This is a genomic window from Paracidovorax anthurii (assembly GCF_003269065.1).
In the GTDB taxonomy this organism is placed as follows: Bacteria; Pseudomonadota; Gammaproteobacteria; order Burkholderiales; family Burkholderiaceae_C; genus Paracidovorax; species Paracidovorax anthurii.
Window position 1 is genome coordinate 1 of sequence record NZ_QLTA01000018.1, and the last position, 18,909, is coordinate 18,909.

Consider the following 18,909-nt stretch of genomic DNA (forward strand, 5'->3'; position numbering starts at 1 on the left):
TGATGGAGCAGATCGAGATCATCAAGGCCAGCATCCGGGCGAAGGTGGAGCATCCCTTCAGAGTGCTCAAGCAGCAGTTTGGGTATGTGAAGGTGCGCTACCGGGGGCTCAAGAAGAACACGGCGCAGATCGTCACGCTGTTTGCGCTGAGCAATCTGTGGATGGTGCGGCACAAGCTGCTGGCGATGGCACAGGTGCGCGTGCAGCGGGCGTAATGCCCGCGAAATCCGGGGAAAGTGCCCCGCAGACGCACACAAATGGCGATGCAAGGGGGGGATGAGCTGATGCTGCTCTTCAACCGGGATCGGCACAGTCGTAACTGATTCGTGCAGAGAATCCTTAGGCTAAAAATCTAGCCGTATACTCGCGCGAAATGCCGTACTTCGGCCTCCCTGAACGAAACACATGACCAACACACCTCTCAATTGGAAGGCGGATCACCTCCGTGTATCCCTTTTTTCGGCGCAGGTGTTTCAGGAGCCTGTAGAGCAAATTTACGCAAATTTTTTTGGTGCAGAAGCGATTGAGATCAATCAAAAACCAGCAACCGGCGAAAGCATTGCATCGGGAATTTACGAAGAATTAAAGACAGAAGTTCGGCGTTCTTTTAATAGAGTAGATATTATTCTTCAACCAGAAACGCTCTTCTCGTTAGAAGCATCTTTAATTGATGATATTTATTCCAACATTGAAGCTCTAAAAAAATTAACCCTTAATTTCATAGAAACCCGGGAAGATTTGATTAGAATCGCAATTGGTGGAAACTATCTTTATGAAGTTGCAAGCCCAACAGAAGGCTACAAAAAATTAAGTGAGATGACGCGTCAAAATTTTGACTATGGAAAACACAAAGATGTAGTTTTTCAGATAAATTTTCCTACGCCATCAAAGTCAATTCAGGGCATTTCGATCAATAGATTGACGCATTGGGCATGCCCGTTCCTAACCATCAATCATGTATCAGAGGCACCGGAGTCGAAGACTCACTTTTATTGCGGTTGCTTGGCGGACATCAATACGCACTCCGAAGATAAGGCAGTAATTAACAATCAATTTTTCATCCCCCTTCTCAATGAACTAGCATCCGAGATGCTAGCCTCCATTAGAAATGGAGTATCACTATGAGCAATTTCGGGATTATTGCGCAGTCTTCATCATCAAAAAATATAAGCTCTGCAGCACACGGTTTCGACAAGAACGAAGCAGCATTTGTTTTTGCGAAGCATCTTAAGAATGCAAGTTGCCCTAATTCAACAATTAACTATAGCGGCGACTTCATGAGGCAAGTGTCCCCTGTAGGCGTTACGATAACTGTTGCGAGTTCGGCAACTTTTCACGTCGATACGTTAGTTGTTTCATCGTCTTCAGCCTATGACGCAGGCATGGAACTGTCGAAAGCAGCGCTTAAATTGACGTATGCGCTCGAAGAGGTTGGTCGACATCGTGAAGCCGCTCGCGAGGTCATGCGTTTAATTGAAGACAATCTGCATGCGACGAATTTAGGTATTGCCAACAACATTTTGACCGATGCTGATGTAAAAAAGCTGAGCAGCAGGAGTCTGATTGGCTTGATAAGATCAAGCTCAAGAGCACGGGAAGCATTGCCAGCTTGGAATTTGGCTTACAAGAAGTCCTGGAATGAAGTTAAGCGCAAACAAAAGAGCCCAGAAGCTCTTTTCGTAGGGTTGCCGCGTCCACGGGAGGTTTAACTTGCTCAGACGGCCTGATGAAAATCCATTAGCAGACGACTGCTCACTTGCATTCGGAATCCGCCAGGTGGCAGCAGAACAGAATCACATTGCCCTAATTTACAGGAACGATGACTCAGAGCCCATGCTCTTGCATCATGGATGGCATAAAGATACCCGCCACCATGCGTGGGATGGTAAGTATCACTCCGCGCAATTCCAACATCTCGATATTGAGCTGCAAGAGACTTTCGCGGACTGGGCAATCGAGGTAGCACCCAGAGTAATTGCAAACAATATACCCTATGGGGTTTTTTATAACCTCCAAGCCAACTTCGGTATAGACGGCAAGTATATTGATCGAGACGACGCATCTGGGCACACCTGCGCAACTTTCCTCCTAGATTTGTTTCATTCGTATGGAATGCCCCTTCTGAGCCTACTTTCATGGCCAGAAGAGCGAAATGGTGATCTGCAATGGCAGCAAAAAATGCTTGACCAATTGTTCAACGACAGGGCCATCACGCGAGAAGTTACTATGCAACAGTATTGGCTGAAACTGCGAAGATTTCGCCCCGAGGAAGTCGCTTCTGCTGCTGTTCTCTACGTCGATGCTCCTCTGCCTTTCGATGATGTTCAGAATGAGTCAGAGTCTATCGCCAGACAGCTCTCAACTACCTGACTAGCCATCTGACCTCGACCAGCGAGTAGCCCCGTCTTCCATACGGCAGACCATTTCAACACGGCCTATGATTGTCAAAGCGCCGACCAAATAGCGATGACCTTCATATAAGCAGGCTTGATCGACAGGATTGCTCCATTGCGTTAGCGGCAACACGGCAGTGCCAGCAATCAGCGCGATGACGGTAATGCCGGCGCCCACCAAGGTCGATACGTTCGATATCGCCCCCATGTAATTGGCTTGCTGAGCCGTGGAGATGCCCAGATCCCCGACACGTTTATCCTGGGCATCGAGGCGGCTGCCGGTGACCTCCTTGAGGATCGCCAGATCCCGGTCGATGACCTGGATCTGCTCCCGAACCCGCTGGATCTCATCTTGATTGCCTGTTGCGGCATTTGTCGCGCCAGCCGCGAGCATGAGAAGCCCGCAGATAACCATCAGCATCTTTCGCACACCCACTCCCTTGGCATGGTTCTTTGGCGCGGCGACCACCCGCGACTTTGTTATCCGGGCAGCGGCAACGGCCACGACTGCGTCAGGCTGGCGCCTTCGATGAAATTCGCCCCCCCCTCCCTGCCGCCAAACCAGGAATGGTAAGCACCATGGCGATCCACCCCGCCATGGTCTGGCCCAAGAACATGCGGCCGCTGGCCCGCGATCGCCGATTGGATGCGCTGTCGTTCACATAACCCTCACGCATGGAGCCATCACATGGCAACCATTTCTCCAAGGCAGGATTATGGTTTCGAGCGGGAGATGTTTCTCTCCGGCAAAGAGATCCGCACGGCTCTTGCCCGCTGGCACATCACCGCAGCAACGCCGTCCTGCATGCGATGAATCCACTCGCCACCATGGCTCTCAGCCAGCCAGCAAGGCACCGCGGGACGGGATGCACAGGAAAGTGCCGCAGTTCGGATCCCGGGCATGGCGGCCACACCCAAGCCTCCGGCCCCGCGCCACCCGCTAAACTCCCCACCTGGGTGCCACGTCCGGCCGGCCTTGCGGCGGGGGACGTGTCAGGTCGTCGCGCTGGTCGGGCCGCCACGCGGTTTTTCCACGACCTCCTCCGCCATGGACATCTTCACCCCCCAGACCGTCGCCGCCGCGCTCTTCGCCGCCGCGCTCCTGCACACCTTCGCCGCCGGGCAGTTCGAACGGCTTGCCCGCCGCCACCCCCGCCACGCGGGCCTCTTCCATCTGCTGGGCGAGGTCGAGGTCGTGTTCGGCTTCTGGGCCATGGTGCTCGTGGCGGCGCTGGCGCTGCTGCAGGGCGGCGGCGCGGCGCTGGCCTATGCCGAATCGCGCAACTACACCGAGCCGCTGTTCGTCTTCGTGGTGATGGTGATCGCGGCGTCGCGCCCCATCCTGGAGACCGCCACGCGCGCGGTGGCCGCCCTCGCGCGGTGGCTGCCCATGGCGCGGCCCGTGGCCCTCGCCTGGCTGGGGCTGGCGGCCGTACCGCTGCTGGGCTCGCTCATCACCGAGCCGGCGGCGATGACCCTGGCGGCGCTGATGCTGGCGCCCGTGGCGTTCCGCCCGGAAATCCCCGCGCCCCCGAAATACCTCGCGCTGGGCGTGCTGTTCGTCAACGTGTCCATCGGCGGCACCCTGACGTCGTACGCCGCGCCGCCGGTGCTGATGGTGGCGGCCACATGGCAGTGGGACAGCGCCTTCATGTTCACGCACTTCGGCTGGAAGGCGGCGCTGGCGGTGCTGGCCAACGCCAGCCTCGCCACCTGGGTACTGCGCCGCCCCCTGCTCCAGGCGCCGCCGCCCCGCACCGCCCCGGACGCCGGCGCGCGGCCCGGCGTGCCGGCGGCGGTGGCCGCCGTGCACATGGCCCTGCTGGCCGGCGTGGTCGTCTTCGCGCACCACCCGGTGGTGTTCCTGGCGCTCTTCCTGATGTTCCTGGGCTTCGCGCAGGCCTATGCGCGGCACCAGAGCCCGCTGATCCTCAAGGAGGCGCTGCTCGTGGCCTTCTTCCTCGCGGGGCTGGTGGTGCTGGGCGGCATGCAGCAGTGGTGGCTGCAGCCCATCGTCGCGGGGCTGGAGCCGCTGGCGCTGTTCTTCGGCGCGCTGGGCCTCACGGCGGTGACCGACAACGCGGCGCTGACCTACCTGGGCTCGCTCATCGCGGGGATCACGCCGCAGAGCCAGTACATGCTGATGGCCGGCGCCGTGGCCGGGGGCGGCCTGACGGTGATCGCCAACGCGCCCAACCCGGCCGGCGTGGCCCTGCTCAAGCAGGGCTTCAGCGGCGGCACGGTGAGCGCGGGCGGCCTGCTGCTGGGCGCACTGGCGCCCACGCTGGTGGCGGCCGGCGCGTTTCTCGGCCTCTGAAGGCCGCAGCGGGCAGGCCATCGGCGGCGGGCCGCCTCGGCCTCGCGCTCCGCCTCACTGGCGTGGTGGTCTCGGCGCGGCGGCTGCGGGGCCTCTTGAGAACGTGTTCACACCCCCTGGAAGATCGTGAACACGTTCTGAGGCAAATTTCTTGGAAAAACCCGCCCCATGTCGCCGTATTTGCTACGTTGTTTGCTATCAATAGGTGAGCAACCGCCACCTCACAGCTGGAACCCCACCGCGCGCACCACGCCCTCGGCGATGTCGCGCAGCCAGGACGGCCGCCGCGCATGGAAGCGCCGCGCCAGGGCGATCTGCGCATCGCACCAGCCCGCCAGCCAGCGCACCTCGGCGGGGCCGTAGAACGCCGTCATCGCCTCGTAGTTGAGGAACAGGCTGCGCGCGTCGAGGTTGAGCGAGCCCGACAGCGCCACGTCGCCGTCGATCACCACGGCCTTGGCGTGCACCATGCCGGCCGCCAGCCAGACCTCCGCTCCGGCCTGCGCCAGCTCCCGCAGGGCGCGGGCGCGCGCCCAGTCGGCCAGCCGGTGGTTGGAGCGCGCGGGCACCAGCAGGCGCACGCGCACGCCGCGCCGGCAGGCCATGCACCAGGCGTCCAGCAGGGCGTCGTCGGGCACGAAATACGGCGTCACCGCCACGATGCGCTCGCGCGCGTGGTAGGCGCCGGCCAGCAGCAGGGCATGCACCGTGTCGTCGGCATGGTCGGGGCCGCTGGGCACCCACTGCGCGGGCGCGCCGCCCTCGGGGCCGGCGGGCAGCGCGCGTGGCAGCACGGCGCGGGCCATGCGCCCGCTGGCGGCCTGCCAGTCGGCGGCGAACTGCGCGGCCGCCTGCAGCGCGATCGGCCCCTCCACCTCGTAGCTCAGGTCGACCCACGCGGGATGCCGGGGCTGGTCCATGAAGTATTCGCAGGCCAGGTTGCGCCCGCCGCTCCAGAGCCGCTCGCCGTCGGCCACCACCAGCTTGCGGTGGTTGCGCAGGTTGGTGTGCCCGCGCATCGGGTTGTGCAGCAGCGGCATGAAGCGGCGCACCTGCACGCCGCCGCGCGCCAGCGCGCCGCGCAGGCCGTGCGGCGTGCCCACGCTGCCCACCGCGTCGAGCAGCAGGCGCACGGCCACGCCCCGCGCGGCGGCCGCCTGCAGGGCCTCGGCCACGCGCCGGCCCACCTCGTCGTCGCCGAAGACGAAGGTGCACACGTCCAGGCTGTGCCGTGCCGATTCCACCGTGGCCAGCAGCCCCTGCAGCGCCTGCGCGCCCTCGCCGTGGAAGGCGATGCGCGCATTGCGCACGGGCGGCGCCAGCTCCATGCCCGCGAGCATCCGCGTGGCCCAGGCCGGCCCGGGCGCCCCCGCGCCGGGCGCGGCCGCCAGCATCGCCACGGGATGCCGGCGCGGCCGCACGAACTTGCGCGCGCCGAACATCAGGAAAAGCGGCACCGCCACGTAAGGAAAGGCCACGATCGCCAGCACCCAGGCCACGGCCGTGGAGGGGTGGCGCCGCTGGCGGCCGATGCGCGTGCCCATCACGTAGATCAGCAGCCCCACGGCCACGAACACCGCGTGCCCGAGGCCCGAGAGGATCGCGAACCGCGTCAAGCCCGCGCCTCCGGCCGGGCACCGCCCTCCGGCGCCGGGGCCACGAAGCGCACCGCCACGCGCAGCCCGCCGTGGCGCGGCGATGCATCGAGCACCACCGATGCACCGTGCAGCCGCGCGATGGACTGCACGATCGCCAGCCCCAGGCCGCTGCCCGCCACCGGTGCGGCACCGTCGGGCACGGGCGCGCGGTAGAAGCGGCCCAGCACGCGCTCGCGGTCGTCCTTGCCGATGCCGGGGCCGCTGTCCTCCACCACCAGCGCCACCGCGCCATCCTCGCCGGCCCGCACGTGCACGTCCACCACGCCGCCGGCCGGGGTGTACTTGACCGCGTTGTCCACGAGGTTGCGCAGCAGGATGCGCAGCGCCTCGGCATGGCCCATTACCGGCGCGGCATCGGCCGTGGCCAGGCCCAGGTCGATCCCCTGCTGCCGCGCGGCGGGCGTGGCGTCGGCCACGGCCTGCCGGGCCAGGTCGGCCAGCGCCACGGGCCCGGGCGGCGCGCCGGTGGCGGCGCTCGCCTCCTGGCGCGCCAGGGCCAATAGCTGCTCGACCAGGCGCGTGGCGCGGTCGATGCCCGCCGCCAGCCGCGCCGCGGCCACCGCGCGCGCCTCGTCCCCGCTCGCGCGCTGCAGCCCCTGCAGTTGCAGCTTGAGCGCCGCGAGCGGCGAGCGCAGCTCGTGCGCCGCATCGGCCACGAAATGCTGCTGCGCCTCGAACGCGCGCCGCACGCGCTCGAACAGCAGGTTCAGCTCGTCCACCAGCGGGCGCACCTCGTCGGGCAGCGCCCCCGCGCTCACGGGCGAGAGATCGTCGGCCTGCCGCCGGGCCACCTGCCGGCGCACGCGCTCCACCGGCGCGAGCGATCCGCTCACCGCCCACCACACGGCCAGCGCCAGCAGCGGCGCCAGCAGCGCGATCGGCCCGGCCGTGCGCCACGCCAGCCCGCGCGCCATCGCGCGGCGCGCGGCCATGTCCTGCGCCACCTGGATCACCTGCGCCTGCGTCTGCACCGAAAACACCCGGTACGTGGTGCCATGCGCGCGCACGTTCGAGAACCCCAACACCGCGCGCTGCGGCAGGGCCGCGCCCACGGCCGACTCGAACACCCGCGAGCCCTCGGCCGACCAGATCTGCACCACGAACTCGGTGTTCTCGTCCTCGTGCACCAGCGGCCCGGAGGAGCCCTCGGGCACGGCGGGCACGCCCGGGCGCAGCGCCATCGCCGTCTGCTGCATGTGGTAGTCGAAGATCTGGTCGGCCTCGGCCAGCGCCGATTGGTAGGCGATCGCGAACTGCAGCAGCGCCGCGCAGGCGATGGCGACCAGCAGGAACCACAGCAGCCGCGCGCGCAGCGAATGCGGCGCCCGGGCCGCGAGGCGGTCCAGCCAGCGGGCCCCGCGCGCCGGGTGCGCGGCCGCGCCGGCGGCGGGCCCGTCGCCCTCCACGCTCATGCCTTGGGCACCATGTAGCCCACGCCGCGCACGTTCAGCACCAGCTCGGCGCCGAGCTTCTTGCGCAGGCCGTGGATATAGACCTCGATCGCGTTGCTGCTGATCTCGTCCTTCCAGCTGTAGAGCTTTTCCTCCAGCTGCGCGCGCGAGAGCACCCGCCCCGGGCGGGCGATGAGCGGCTCCAGCACGGCCCACTCGCGCGCCGAGAGCACCACCGGCTCGCCGTTCACCGACACCTCGCGCGTGGCCGGGTCGATGCTCACGCCCTTGTGCTCATAGACCGGCTCGGCCCGCCCCGCCGCGCGCCGCGCCAGCGCGCGGATGCGCGCCAGCAGCTCGTCGAGGTCGTAGGGCTTGAGCACGTAGTCGTCGGCGCCCGCGTCCAGGCCCTCCACGCGCTGCGCGACGGAATCGCGGGCCGTGGCCACCAGCACCGGCGTGCGGTCCTTGCGCGCGCGCAGCTCGCGCAGCACCGAGAGGCCATCACGGCGCGGCAGGCCCAGGTCCAGCAGCACGAGGTCGTAGCTCTGCGTGCGCAGGGCCGTGTCGGCCATCTCGCCGTCGCGCACCCAGTCCACCGCGTGGTGCTCGGCGCGCAGCAGATCGTGCACGGCCTCGCCGATCATCGTGTCATCTTCCACCAGCAGCAGGCGCATGGCGTTTCCCGGAGTGGCATTGCGTTGTCGCGGTCACCCCGCCGCCGCGCCCCGGCAGGCGGGGCGCGGCGGCGGGTGGGGCGGAGGAGAAAAATGCGGGGGGCATCCGTCAAGGATAGCGGCAGCCCCCGCCCCGCCCGCGTAGGACCCGACCGAACCCGGGGTGCATGGGCACCGCCCAATGCGGGCCGATGCCCCGGGCCCCGCCGGATGTCCGCCGCTGCGTGCGTCAGCCCAGCGGCACGGGCACGAAGATCTTGTCGCCGTCGCGCTGGATCAGCAGGGCCACCGACTTGCCCGCCTTCGCCATCGCAGCGCGCACCTGCTCGACGCTCAGCGCCGGTGTGCCGTTGATGGCCAGCAGCACGTCGCCCGGCTCCACGCCCGCGGCGGCGGCGGGGCCGCGCGCAGCCTCCACCACCAGGCCGCCGCCCACGCCGGCCTCGCGCCGCTCCTGCGGCTGCAGCGGGCGCAGCGACAGCCCCAGCTGGCCCTTGCCCACGGCCTTGTCGGCGCTCGCCACCTTGACGGGCTTGTCGCTCGCGTCGCCCAGCGTGGCCGTGACCTCCTCCTGCTTGCCGTGGCGCCACACCTCCATGCGCACCGCGCTGCCGGGCGCGGACTGGCCCACGTAGGCCGGCAGATCACCCGAAGCCACGATGGGCTGGCCGTCGATGCGGCGGATCACGTCGCCCGACTTCAGGCCCGCCTTGTCGGCCGGGCCGCCCGGCTCCACGCTGGCCACGAGCGCCCCTTCGGGCTTGTCGAGCTGGAACGAATCGGCGAACGCCTGGTTCACCTCCTGCACCGCCACGCCCAGCCGCGCGTGGCTCGCCTTGCCGGTGGCCACGATCTGGTCCTTCACCTTCGCGGCCACCTCGATCGGGATCGCGAACGACACGCCCTGGTAGCCGCCCGAGCGGCTGTAGATCTGCGAATTGATGCCCACCACCTCGCCGCGCGCATTGAACAGCGGGCCGCCCGAGTTGCCGGGGTTCACCGCCACGTCGGTCTGGATGAAGGGCACGAAACTGTCGTCGGGCAGCGCGCGGCCCTTGGCGCTCACCACGCCCGCCGTCACGCTGTTCTCGAAACCGAACGGCGAGCCGATGGCCAGCACCCACTCGCCCACGGCGAGGTTCTTCGTGCTGCCGAGCTGCACCACGGGCAGGTTCTTCGCGTCGATCTTGAGCACCGCCACGTCGGTCTTGGGATCGGCGCCCAGCACCTTCGCGCGGAACTCGCGTCGGTCGGTGAGCTTCACCGTCACCGTGCTCGCGCCCTTGACCACGTGCGCATTGGTCATGACGATGCCGTCGGGGCTCACGATGAAGCCCGAGCCCTCGCCGCGCATCGGCACCTCGCGCTGCGGCATGCGCCCGCCCATGCCCGGCATGCCGAAGCGGCGGAAGAACTCGAAGAACGGATCGTCCGGGTCCATGCCCTGCGCGCTGCCATGCTGGTGCTGGGCCGAAGGCGTCTCGTCGCCGTCATCGTCGCCCGCGCCATTGAGCGAGGTCTTGGTGGTGCCGGTCACGCTGATATTGACCACCGCCGCCCCGTTGCGCGCCGTGATCTGCGCGAAATCCGGCATCGCCACGCCGGCATACGGCGCGGGCGCCATGGCCACGGGCGCCGCGGCCGGCGCGAGCGGCCCCGCATGGGAGGAGCGCAGGTTGGTGACGAGCCCCGCGCCCGTCGCCCCCATGGCCCCGGCGACCACAAGGGCGAGGGTGAGGCGGCGGGGGGTGGAGAGGATCGAGTTCATGGCAAACCTTTCAGTGGGTTGTGGCATGAAGGGGAGTTTGGGGATGGAGACTTAGAAGGGGCTTAGACCATGGCGGCCTGCCGGCTGGCGCACGGCTTTACGCTGCCGTGAAGGCGCTGATCTGCGTCAGGGAATTCCCCTGGAAGCAGTTGCTACAGGTGACAAGCACTCGTACCTTTCGCACAATGCCTGCGGCACCGCACAGCACGGTCGCACGCAAGATGTTGCGAACAGCATCGGCCAAACAGAGAGAGGGAGAAATCGCGTTGAACGACGACTTGAAAGAGGTCTGCTGTCTTTGCACGCAGAGAATCTACGCGGCCCATGATCCGGGTCGCCAAGAAAAGTTTTCTCGCAGCGCCGGAATCATGGCCGACATCGTCGGCTCAGTTGCTTCTGGTCGGCGCGCATCGTGAGTCCATACGTCGCTCACTACCGGAAATCGGATGACTCTTGGCAACCGCTCTCTGGGCATCTGACCGGAACCGCCCATTGGACAAAAATATTCGCGCAGAAGCTGGACCTTCCCCTGCTGGGTGAACTGCTTGGCTTACTGCACGATCTCGGCAAATACAGCGCGGAGTTTCAGAACTACCTCAAATCGGCCATCGGCGCATTGAATCCAGACCTGGACGATGAATGGGTCGATGCGGACAAACTTAAAGGGAAAGTCGATCATTCAACCGCCGGCGCCCAATGGGTCTGGGAAAGATTGCTTGCACGGCACGACAGGAGAGCCACCATTGCAGGCCATTTGGCGGCACTGTGCATTGCATCCCATCACTCTGGCCTGATCGATTGCCTTACGGCTACCGGGGAAGACAACTTCAGCCGGCGCATGGGCAAGGAAGACTCCAGGACACATTTGGCAGAGGTCCTTCGCTTGGCCGACAACAGCATCCTGGATCGCTGCCTCCATTTGCTGGAAGACCCTCAGCTCATTGCCGAAGTGGATCGTGCACAGAAGGGCATCGAGCAGAAAAACCTGGGAGCCGCAAGCAACACTTCACGTTGCCAGCAATTCGGGCTGCTGGTCCGCTTTGTTTTCAGTTGCTTGATCGCGGGTGACCGGATAGATACAGCTAGCTTCGAGAAACCCGGAGAAGCGCTTTTCCGCCCATTGGGCCGTTACCCCCATTGGGCAATCCAGATCGAACGGCTGGAACGCCACTTGGCCGCATTCCCGAACAAGCATCCCATCGACGAACTTCGGCGTGCCATATCCACGGAATGCAGGCAGGCTGCATCGCGGGACAAGGGGATCTACACCCTGACCGTTCCGACCGGCGGGGGAAAGACGCTCGCCAGCTTGCGCTTTGCCTTGCACCACGCATGCCGGCGCTCACTGGATCGCATCATCTACGTCATTCCCTTCACATCCATCATCGACCAGAACGCGCAGGCTGTGCGATGCATCCTGGAGCCGGATGACACCCCTGAAGACTCAGGGAATATTGTGCTGGAGCACCACAGCAGCATTACACCTGAGCGCCAGACTTGGCGCGAGAAGATGCTTTGTGAAGACTGGGATGCCCCTGTGGTTTACACCACCATGGTGCAGTTTCTGGAATCACTTTTTGGCTCCGGCACCCGAGGTGCGCGGAGGATGCATCAGCTTGCCAACGCGGTCATCATCTTCGATGAAGTCCAGACCTTGCCCATCCGCTGCGTTCATCTTTTCAATAACGCGGTGAATTTCCTGGCAGAGCAGTGCAACAGCACTGTCGTGCTGTGCACCGCCACACAGCCACTGCTCAGCAATGTTGCGCCAGAAAAAGGAGCGGCACGGCTGGCACAAAAGCACGATCTGATCTTGGATACCGACACGCTGTTCGAAAAGCTCAAACGCGTCGATGTCCAGGATGCCCGAAAACCAGGAGGCTGGAGCCCTGAAGAGGTGGTCAATCTCACCTTGGAACGATTCCGGGGTGAAGGAGATTGCCTGGTGATCGTCAACACGAAAGCGGCAGCAAGGCGACTGTTCCAACTCACCAGCGAAGTTCTGGGACATGACGAGGTCTATCACTTGAGCACGGACATGTGCCCAGCTCATCGAAAGGCAGAACTGCACAAGGTACGCACCCGCCTGGATGCCGAATTGCCGGTCCTGTGCATCAGTACTCCGTTGATCGAAGCGGGAGTCGATGTGGATTTCAAGGTCGTGATCCGCTTCCTCGCCGGCCTGGACTCCATCGCCCAGGCCGCAGGCCGCTGCAATCGCAATGGCAGATCGAGGTCAGGCACCGTTTACATCGTCAATCCGGCGAATGAAAACCTCTCAATGCTTCCCGACATTGCAGAGGGACGCAGGCAAGCGGAGCGTGTCCTGGACGAATACCGCCGCCGCCCAGAGCATTTTGGGAACGACCTGCTGGGGCCCAAGGCAATGTCGGCGTACTACCGCTATTACTTCTTTGAACGCAAGAAAGACATGGTCTATCCGGTTACATCCAAGGAAGCCGGGACTTCCACCAGCCTGCTGGATCTCTTATCCACCAACACCCAAGCCCTGCAAAGCTTTCGTCAGAGAAATGGGCGATGGCCTGGCTATCCCTTTCACCAGCCCTTCATGACAGCTGCGGGCTTGTTCAAAGCCATCGATGCGCCCACCGAAGGAATCGTCGTTCCTTATGGCGACAAGGGGCGCGAACTCATCAATGACCTTTTCGGAGCTTTCGACCTGGCCCATGACATCGATCTTCTGCGGCAGGTACAGCAATACACGGTCAATGTCTTTCCCAATGTCTTCAGGCAATTGAGCGACGTCGAGGCATTCAAGACTGTCCATCCCGAACTGCGCATCCATTGCCTCAATCCTGAGTACTACAGCCCGCAATTCGGTCTCGCAACCGAAGCCATCAATCCCTCGGAGAACCACATATGGTAGAGACCAGGAACTCACTGGAATTCAAGGTCCGTGCAAGACACGCACTGTTCACGGACCCACTGACCAAGGCCGGGGGCGAGAAGTGCTCCTATCACGTCCCGACCTATGAGGCCTTGAAAGGCATCGCCAAATCGATCTATTGGAAGCCGACCCTCATATGGGTGATCGATGAAGTGCGTGTGATGAAAAGAATTCGAACCCAGACGAAAGGCACCAAACCACTGGAGTTCAGCGGAGGCAACAGCTTGGCCATCTACACATTTCTCTCCGATGTCGAATACCAGGTCCGCGCGCACTTCGAATGGAACGAGCATCGGCCTGAACTGGCGCAGGACCGAATTGATGGGAAACACCATGCCATCGCAAAACGGATGCTGGATCGCGGTGGTCGGCAGGACATTTTTCTCGGCACACGCGATTGCCAGGGTTATGTAGAGCCATGCACTTTTGGCGAGGAGACAGGGGCTCTCGACCAAGATGGTGAACTGGCTTTCGGTCTCATGTTCCACGGCTTTGACTACCCCGATGAAACGGGAACGGGGGAACTGCACGCCCGGTTCTGGCGCCCCACCATGCTGAATGGCCGGATCCAGTTCCCACGCCCCCAGGAATGCACGGAACGTAAATTCATCCGAAAGATGACGCCCAAAATTTTCGGAATTGACCAGAATCAACGCAGCGTGGAAGTAGAGGCAACTGAATCGGAGGCATCGGCATGAGCTGGCTGCAAAGTCTTTACGAGACTTATGAGACCTGCTTTGGTCATGAATCTGATGGCTCATCGCTTCTGATGCCGATTGCCCACACGACGCAACAAGCCCATGTGGAAATCGTGCTGGATAGCCATGGCAGTTTTCTCAGAGCGTCTGTACTCGACAAAGAAAGAAGCACAACACTGATTCCTTGTACCGAGTCTTCCGGTGGCCGCGCCGGCAGCAAACCTACCAGCCATCCACTTTGCGACAAGCTGCAATATGTTGCAGCCGACTACGTGGCCCACGGTGGCGAGGTCACGTCAGGCTTCAGCAAAGATCCAAGTGAACCGCATCGCATCTATCTCGACCTTCTCTCTGGATGGGCATCATCCTCTCAAGGACACCCGAAACTCAGCGCCATTCTTCAATACATCAAGCAAGGGCGAGTCATCGAAGACTTGGTGGCCTTTCGAATTCTCCCCGTCGATGCCGATGGCAAGCTGCTCAAGCAATGGACCGGAAGCGAAGACCAATCACCTGCGATCTATAAGGTGCTGGCGGCAGGCCAATCCCCCGAGGACGCCTTCATACGGTGGAGCGTGGAGGGAGAAGAAGAGGCTGCGGGCACTTGGCAAGACCCTTCACTATTGAATTCCTGGATTGCCTACTACGCCCAAATCCAAACCTTGCGCGGCTATTGCATGGTGCATGGTCAGGAAACCACCTTGGCCCTGCAACATCCCTCGAAATTGCGCAATGCAGGTGACAAGGCCAAACTGATCTCTGCCAACGATGACACGGGATTCACCTATCGTGGCCGCTTCATCGAAGCGGATCAGGCAGTCGGTGTGGGATACGAGGCCACGCAAAAAGCACACAACGCCTTGCGCTGGTTAATCGAACGCCAAGGATCGCGCAGTGGCATCCAGGTCATCGTCAGTTGGACAGTGGCGGGCAAATCCGTTCCGGACCCGATGAAGGACAGCCACGACGAATTCGGCCCCGAGGAACCCGGGATAGATACCAGTGCCGGCCAGATTTTTGCGCTGCAATTGAAACGGGCCATCAATGGCTACCGGCAAACACTGGACCCAACAGATGATGTGCATGTGATGGCCCTGGATTCTGCGACCCCGGGGCGCATGTCGATCACGTTCTATCGCCAACTGCGTAATTCAGAATTCCTGGATCGCATCGAAAACTGGCATTTGAGATTCGCGTGGCCGCAGAACTACGGCAAGGATCGTCAGTTCATCGGTGCACCCTCACCGCGCGACATCGCCAAAGCAGCATTTGGATCGAACGCGCAGAAGCTCGAAGCACCTACCCGGGAACGCCTGCTTCCCTGCATCGTCGATCAGCTGCCAGTACCTTTCGACCTGGTCGATTCAACATGCCGCCGAGTAGCCACTCGCATCAATATCGATAAGTCCGATAAATGGGAGTGGGAAAAGAACCTCGGAATCGCATGCGCATTGTTCAAAGGTATTCATCCAGAGAGGAACTATCAGATGGCATTGGAAATAGCTCGCACGAGCCGTGATTATTTGTATGGGCGCTTGCTGGCGCTGGCCGAAAACATCGAAGGCTATGCATTGAGGCTTGCAGAAGAGGGGCGAGAAACCAACGCAGCGAGGCTCATGCAGCGATTTGCCGACAGGCCTTTCTCGACCTGGAGAAACATCGAACTGTCTCTGACCCCTTACAAGATCCGGTTGCGCAATCGTGCCCCGGCGTTCCTGGACCGCAGAGAACAACAGCTGGACGAGGTACAAATGTCTTTCGCCCACGAAGACTTCACCAATGACGGGCCGCTTTCTGGTGAATTCTTGCTGGGCTACCACTGTCAACGTTCCGTGTTGCGCCAAAAGAAGACTGACACGGAAACCATCGCCGAAGAACAAGCCAACTGAACTTATCCGAGGGAAAAGCCATGACCACGCTGCAGAACAAGATCGATTTCGCCATCATTTTCCGGGTCCAGCATGCCAACCCCAATGGAGACCCACTGAATGGCAATCGTCCAAGAACGGACTACGCCGGCTTTGGAGAAGTGAGCGATGTCGCACTCAAGCGCAAGCTGCGCGACCGCCTGCAGGAAGCCAGCCATCCCATTTTCGTGCAGTCCGACGACCGCAAGACCGATGGGGAAACCAGCCTGCGCAACCGGGCAGAAAGCGGGCTTGGCAAAGAGCATTTCAAAAAAGGGGCAAAAAAAGACACATTCGCCCGCGAGGCCTGCAAGAAGTGGTTCGACGTCCGTGCTTTCGGGCAGGTGTTTGCCTTTGGGAAAGAAAGCGACGCGAGCGGCGTCTCCGTTCCCATCCGGGGGCCGGTCAGCATTCATTCCGCTTTCAGCAAAGAGCGCGTCAACATCACCAGCACACAAATCACGAAGAGCGTGAACAGCGAAGGGGATGGCAGCAAGCGCGGATCCGACACCATGGGAATGAAGCACCGCGTTGACTTCGGAATCTACGAAACCTACGGCAGCATCAATCCACAACTGGCCGAGCGAACCGGATTTACGCTGACAGATGCCGAAGCCATCAAAGAGGTATTGCCGCGAATCTTTGAGAATGACACTTCATCGGCACGCCCTGACGGCAGCATGCAAGTAATCAAGGTCATCTGGTGGAAACATTCGTCCAAGGCAGGCCAACACTCTTCCGCCAAAGTTCACGACACGCTGCGCAACCTGCTCAAGAACGATGGCAGCTTCGATGAAGCAGCATTGAAGTCATCGCTTCCCGGGTTGGCGCCAGAAATCATTGACGGTTTCTGATGAGATAAGTGGCGGTGCCATGGACGACGAGAACTTCATCCCCCTCTCCGCCCTCCAGCACTACCTCTACTGCCCCCGCCAGTGCGCGCTCATCCACGTGGAGCAGCAGTGGGCCGAGAGCCGCCACACCGCCGAGGGCCGCTTGCTGCACGAGCGCGCCGACCAGCCCCGGGCCGACCGGCGGCGCGGCGTGCGCACGGTAACGGCCATGCCGCTGGCCCATCCGGCGCTGCGCATCGCCGGCATCGCGGATGCCGTGGAGTTCCACGCAACGCCCGGTGGAGAAGAACGCGCCCTGCCCGTCGAATACAAGCGCGGCCGCCCCAAGGCGCACCGCGCCGACGAGGTGCAGCTGTGCGCCCAGGCGCTGTGCCTCGAAGCGATGCTGGACCAGCCCGTGGCGGACGGCGCACTGTTCTACGGCGCCACGCGGCGCCGCCAGGACGTGGCCTTCGATGGCGAACTGCGCCGGCTCACGCTGGAAACCATCGAGGCCACGCGTGCCATGCTGGCCAGCGGCACCACGCCCACCGCCGCCTACCAGCCCCGGCGCTGCGATGCCTGCTCCCTGATCGATTTGTGCCAGCCGCGACTGCTCGCCCGGGCCTCGGGCGTGAACGACTGGCTTGCGCGGCAACTGGCATCCTCGACGGCCGTGAGCCCCACCGACGGAGGCACCGCATGCGCCGGCAGCTGAACACGCTCTATGTCACCACCGAGGGCGCCTGGCTGCACAAGGACGGCGCCAACATCGTCATGGAGGTGGAGCAGACGACGCGGGCGCGGCTGCCCGTGCACATGCTGGAGAGCCTGGTGTGCTTCGGCCGCGTGCTGGTGTCGCCTCCGCTGCTGGGCTATTGCGCGGAACAGGGCATCACCACCTGCTTTCTCAGCCCGCAGGGCAAGTTCCTCGCGCGGGTGGAAGGCCCCGTTTCGGGCAACGTGCTGCTGCGCCGCCAGCAGTACCGCGCCAGCGACGACCCCGCACGGTGCGCCGCCATCGTGCGCAACCTGCTGCAGGGCAAGCTGCACAACCAGCGCGCCGTGCTGGGCCGCGCGCTGCGCGACCATGGCGGCAAGCTCTCTTCCGGGGATGAACAGGCGCTCTCCCGCGCGCACCAGCGGATCGGCCGCATCGCGGACAAGCTCGCCACCGAGCCCTCGGTGGACCTGCTGCGCGGCTGCGAAGGCGAGGCGGCGCAGGCGTATTTCGGCGTGTTCGACCACCTGATCCGCGTGCCCGACCCGGCACTGCGCTTTCAGGGCCGCAGCCGCCGACCGCCGCTGGATGCCGTCAACGCGTTGCTGTCGTTTCTGTACACCCTCGTCACGCACGACTGCCGCTCGGCCCTCGAAAGCGTGGGACTCGATCCGGCCGTGGGCTTTCTGCACCGCGACCGGCCGGGCCGCCCCAGCCTTGCGCTGGATTTGCTCGAAGAGTTCCGCGCCCTCATGGCCGACCGCCTGGCGCTCTCGCTGATCAACCTGCGCCAGATCGGCGAGCGGGATTTTCAGGTGATGGACAACGGCGCCGTGCTGCTGCGCGAGGACTCGCGCAAGACCGTGCTCACCGCCTACCAGGAGCGCAAGCGCGAGGAACTGCGGCACGTCTTTTTGGAGGAGAAAGCGCCCATCGGCCTGTTTCCCTTCATCCAGGCCCAGTTGCTCGCGCGCCACCTGCGCGGCGACCTGGACGCCTATCCGCCCTTCCTGTGGAAATGACGCCCCTTCACGCCACTCTCCCCATCCACCGGCCGCACGCACCATGATGGTTCTCGTCAGTTATGACGTCCGCTCCCAGGACAAGGCCGGCGCCCGGCGGCTGCGGCACATCGCCAAGGCCTGCCTGGACTTCGGGCAACGCGTGCAGTTCTCGGTCTTCGAGATCGAGGTGGATGCCGCGCAGTGGACCGCCCTGAAGGCCCGCCTGACCCAGATCATCGACCCCGCGCAGGACAGCCTGCGCTTTTACTACCTGGGCAACGAATGGCAGCGCAAGGTGGAGCACATTGGCAGCAAGCCCGTGCTGGACCTCAATGCTCCGCTGATCCTGTAGCCCCTCCGCCGGGCTCCATCTGTATCTTTTTTCCTTCGCAGAGCGGCAACCACTACCGGGCCTGTACGCCGCGAACCGGAAGCGATGGCCTGTTTCCATGGAGGTTCGCGCGGCAGTAACTCCTTGATTTCACGGCATTTTTCTGCAGCCATCTCGCCGCTGCGCACCCGTGGGTCTTGCGAAAGAAGGGGTTCGCAAAAAGACGGGAAAAATGCAACTGTGGCAACGGGTTATAAAGCGGGCGGTCGCGTCCCGTGCGGACGCGTGGATTGAAACACGTCG

General features: G+C 63.1%; 19 protein-coding genes. 14 read left to right on the forward strand and 5 right to left on the reverse strand.

Annotation, left to right across the window (positions count from 1 at the left end):
* The 4 genes from AX018_RS10835 to AX018_RS24765 all read left to right on the forward strand — a co-directional run.
* A partial coding sequence (locus AX018_RS10835) for a transposase (protein ID WP_146749285.1) occupies positions 1–215 on the forward strand: 215 nt, incomplete at its 5' end.
* A gap of 190 nt (positions 216–405) precedes the next feature.
* Positions 406–1,125 carry a hypothetical protein gene (locus AX018_RS24755; RefSeq protein ID WP_146749286.1) on the forward strand — a complete coding sequence of 240 codons (720 nt, stop codon included), beginning with the start codon at positions 406–408 and terminating at the stop codon, positions 1,123–1,125.
* Complete coding sequence (locus tag AX018_RS24760) at positions 1,122–1,709, forward strand: hypothetical protein (RefSeq protein ID WP_146749287.1); 588 nt, start codon at positions 1,122–1,124, stop codon at positions 1,707–1,709. Before AX018_RS24755 ends, AX018_RS24760 begins: the two co-directional genes overlap by 4 nt.
* A gap of 124 nt (positions 1,710–1,833) precedes the next feature.
* Positions 1,834–2,370 carry a hypothetical protein gene (locus tag AX018_RS24765; protein WP_146749288.1) on the forward strand — a complete coding sequence of 179 codons (537 nt, stop codon included), beginning with the start codon at positions 1,834–1,836 and terminating at the stop codon, positions 2,368–2,370.
* Here the strand turns inward: AX018_RS24765 and AX018_RS10840 are convergent, their stop codons facing one another.
* Positions 2,371–2,823 carry a hypothetical protein gene (locus tag AX018_RS10840; RefSeq protein ID WP_146749289.1) on the reverse strand — a complete coding sequence of 151 codons (453 nt, stop codon included), beginning with the start codon at positions 2,821–2,823 and terminating at the stop codon, positions 2,371–2,373. It lies immediately after the preceding gene.
* A 258-nt stretch (positions 2,824–3,081) separates the two neighbouring features.
* Between AX018_RS10840 and AX018_RS25920 the strand changes: the two genes are divergently transcribed.
* Together AX018_RS25920 and AX018_RS10845 are read left to right on the forward strand one after the other, a co-directional pair.
* Positions 3,082–3,207 (forward strand): hypothetical protein, encoded by a 126-nt coding sequence (locus AX018_RS25920; RefSeq protein WP_281269551.1) that lies wholly within the window; start codon positions 3,082–3,084, stop codon positions 3,205–3,207.
* 234 nt (positions 3,208–3,441) lie between these two features.
* A complete protein-coding gene (locus tag AX018_RS10845; RefSeq protein ID WP_111877301.1) occupies positions 3,442–4,710 on the forward strand; it encodes a putative Na+/H+ antiporter in 1,269 nt (422 codons plus the stop codon).
* 221 nt (positions 4,711–4,931) lie between these two features.
* Here AX018_RS10845 and AX018_RS10850 read toward each other — a convergent pair whose 3' ends face one another.
* The 4 genes from AX018_RS10850 to AX018_RS10865 all read right to left on the reverse strand — a co-directional run bounded on the left by AX018_RS10850 (position 4,932) and on the right by AX018_RS10865 (position 10,204).
* A complete protein-coding gene (locus tag AX018_RS10850) occupies positions 4,932–6,326 on the reverse strand; it encodes a phospholipase D-like domain-containing protein (RefSeq protein WP_111877302.1) in 1,395 nt (464 codons plus the stop codon).
* Positions 6,323–7,780 (reverse strand): ATP-binding protein, encoded by a 1,458-nt coding sequence (locus AX018_RS10855; protein ID WP_111877303.1) that lies wholly within the window; start codon positions 7,778–7,780, stop codon positions 6,323–6,325. The genes AX018_RS10850 and AX018_RS10855 overlap by 4 nt, the downstream gene beginning before the upstream one ends.
* Entirely contained in the window at positions 7,777–8,436 is a 660-nt protein-coding gene (locus tag AX018_RS10860) for a response regulator transcription factor (RefSeq protein ID WP_111877304.1), read from the reverse strand. The genes AX018_RS10855 and AX018_RS10860 overlap by 4 nt, the downstream gene beginning before the upstream one ends.
* 229 nt (positions 8,437–8,665) lie before the next feature.
* On the reverse strand, positions 8,666–10,204 hold the full coding sequence (locus AX018_RS10865) for a Do family serine endopeptidase (protein WP_111877305.1): 1,539 nt from the start codon (positions 10,202–10,204) through the stop codon (positions 8,666–8,668).
* A 107-nt stretch (positions 10,205–10,311) separates the two neighbouring features.
* Here AX018_RS10865 and AX018_RS24770 point away from each other — a divergent pair, with 107 nt between their 5' ends.
* Genes AX018_RS24770 through cas2 form a run of 8 tightly spaced genes read left to right on the forward strand, consistent with a single transcriptional unit; the run spans position 10,312 to position 18,627 of the window.
* Positions 10,312–10,620, forward strand: coding sequence for a hypothetical protein (locus tag AX018_RS24770; RefSeq protein ID WP_146749290.1), 309 nt, complete (start codon positions 10,312–10,314; stop codon positions 10,618–10,620).
* On the forward strand, positions 10,617–13,091 hold the full coding sequence (gene cas3, locus AX018_RS10870) for a CRISPR-associated helicase Cas3' (RefSeq protein WP_111877306.1): 2,475 nt from the start codon (positions 10,617–10,619) through the stop codon (positions 13,089–13,091). Before AX018_RS24770 ends, cas3 begins: the two co-directional genes overlap by 4 nt.
* On the forward strand, positions 13,085–13,810 hold the full coding sequence (cas5c, locus tag AX018_RS10875; RefSeq protein ID WP_111877307.1) for a type I-C CRISPR-associated protein Cas5c: 726 nt from the start codon (positions 13,085–13,087) through the stop codon (positions 13,808–13,810). The genes cas3 and cas5c overlap by 7 nt, the downstream gene beginning before the upstream one ends.
* The gene (gene cas8c / locus AX018_RS10880; RefSeq protein WP_111877308.1) at positions 13,807–15,699 is read left to right on the forward strand and encodes a type I-C CRISPR-associated protein Cas8c/Csd1; all 1,893 of its coding nucleotides are present in this window, start codon (positions 13,807–13,809) and stop codon (positions 15,697–15,699) included. Before cas5c ends, cas8c begins: the two co-directional genes overlap by 4 nt.
* Before the next feature lie 20 nt (positions 15,700–15,719).
* Positions 15,720–16,571 carry a type I-C CRISPR-associated protein Cas7/Csd2 gene (gene cas7c / locus AX018_RS10885; protein WP_111877309.1) on the forward strand — a complete coding sequence of 284 codons (852 nt, stop codon included), beginning with the start codon at positions 15,720–15,722 and terminating at the stop codon, positions 16,569–16,571.
* A gap of 19 nt (positions 16,572–16,590) precedes the next feature.
* Complete coding sequence (gene cas4 / locus AX018_RS10890; RefSeq protein WP_111877310.1) at positions 16,591–17,268, forward strand: CRISPR-associated protein Cas4; 678 nt, start codon at positions 16,591–16,593, stop codon at positions 17,266–17,268.
* Positions 17,253–18,293, forward strand: a complete 1,041-nt coding sequence (gene cas1c / locus AX018_RS10895) for a type I-C CRISPR-associated endonuclease Cas1c (protein ID WP_111877311.1) — start codon at positions 17,253–17,255, stop codon at positions 18,291–18,293. Before cas4 ends, cas1c begins: the two co-directional genes overlap by 16 nt.
* 43 nt (positions 18,294–18,336) lie before the next feature.
* Positions 18,337–18,627: a CRISPR-associated endonuclease Cas2 gene (gene cas2 / locus AX018_RS10900; protein ID WP_111877312.1), complete on the forward strand. Its 291-nt coding sequence runs from the start codon at positions 18,337–18,339 to the stop codon at positions 18,625–18,627.
* Positions 18,628–18,909: the final 282 nt, after the last annotated feature.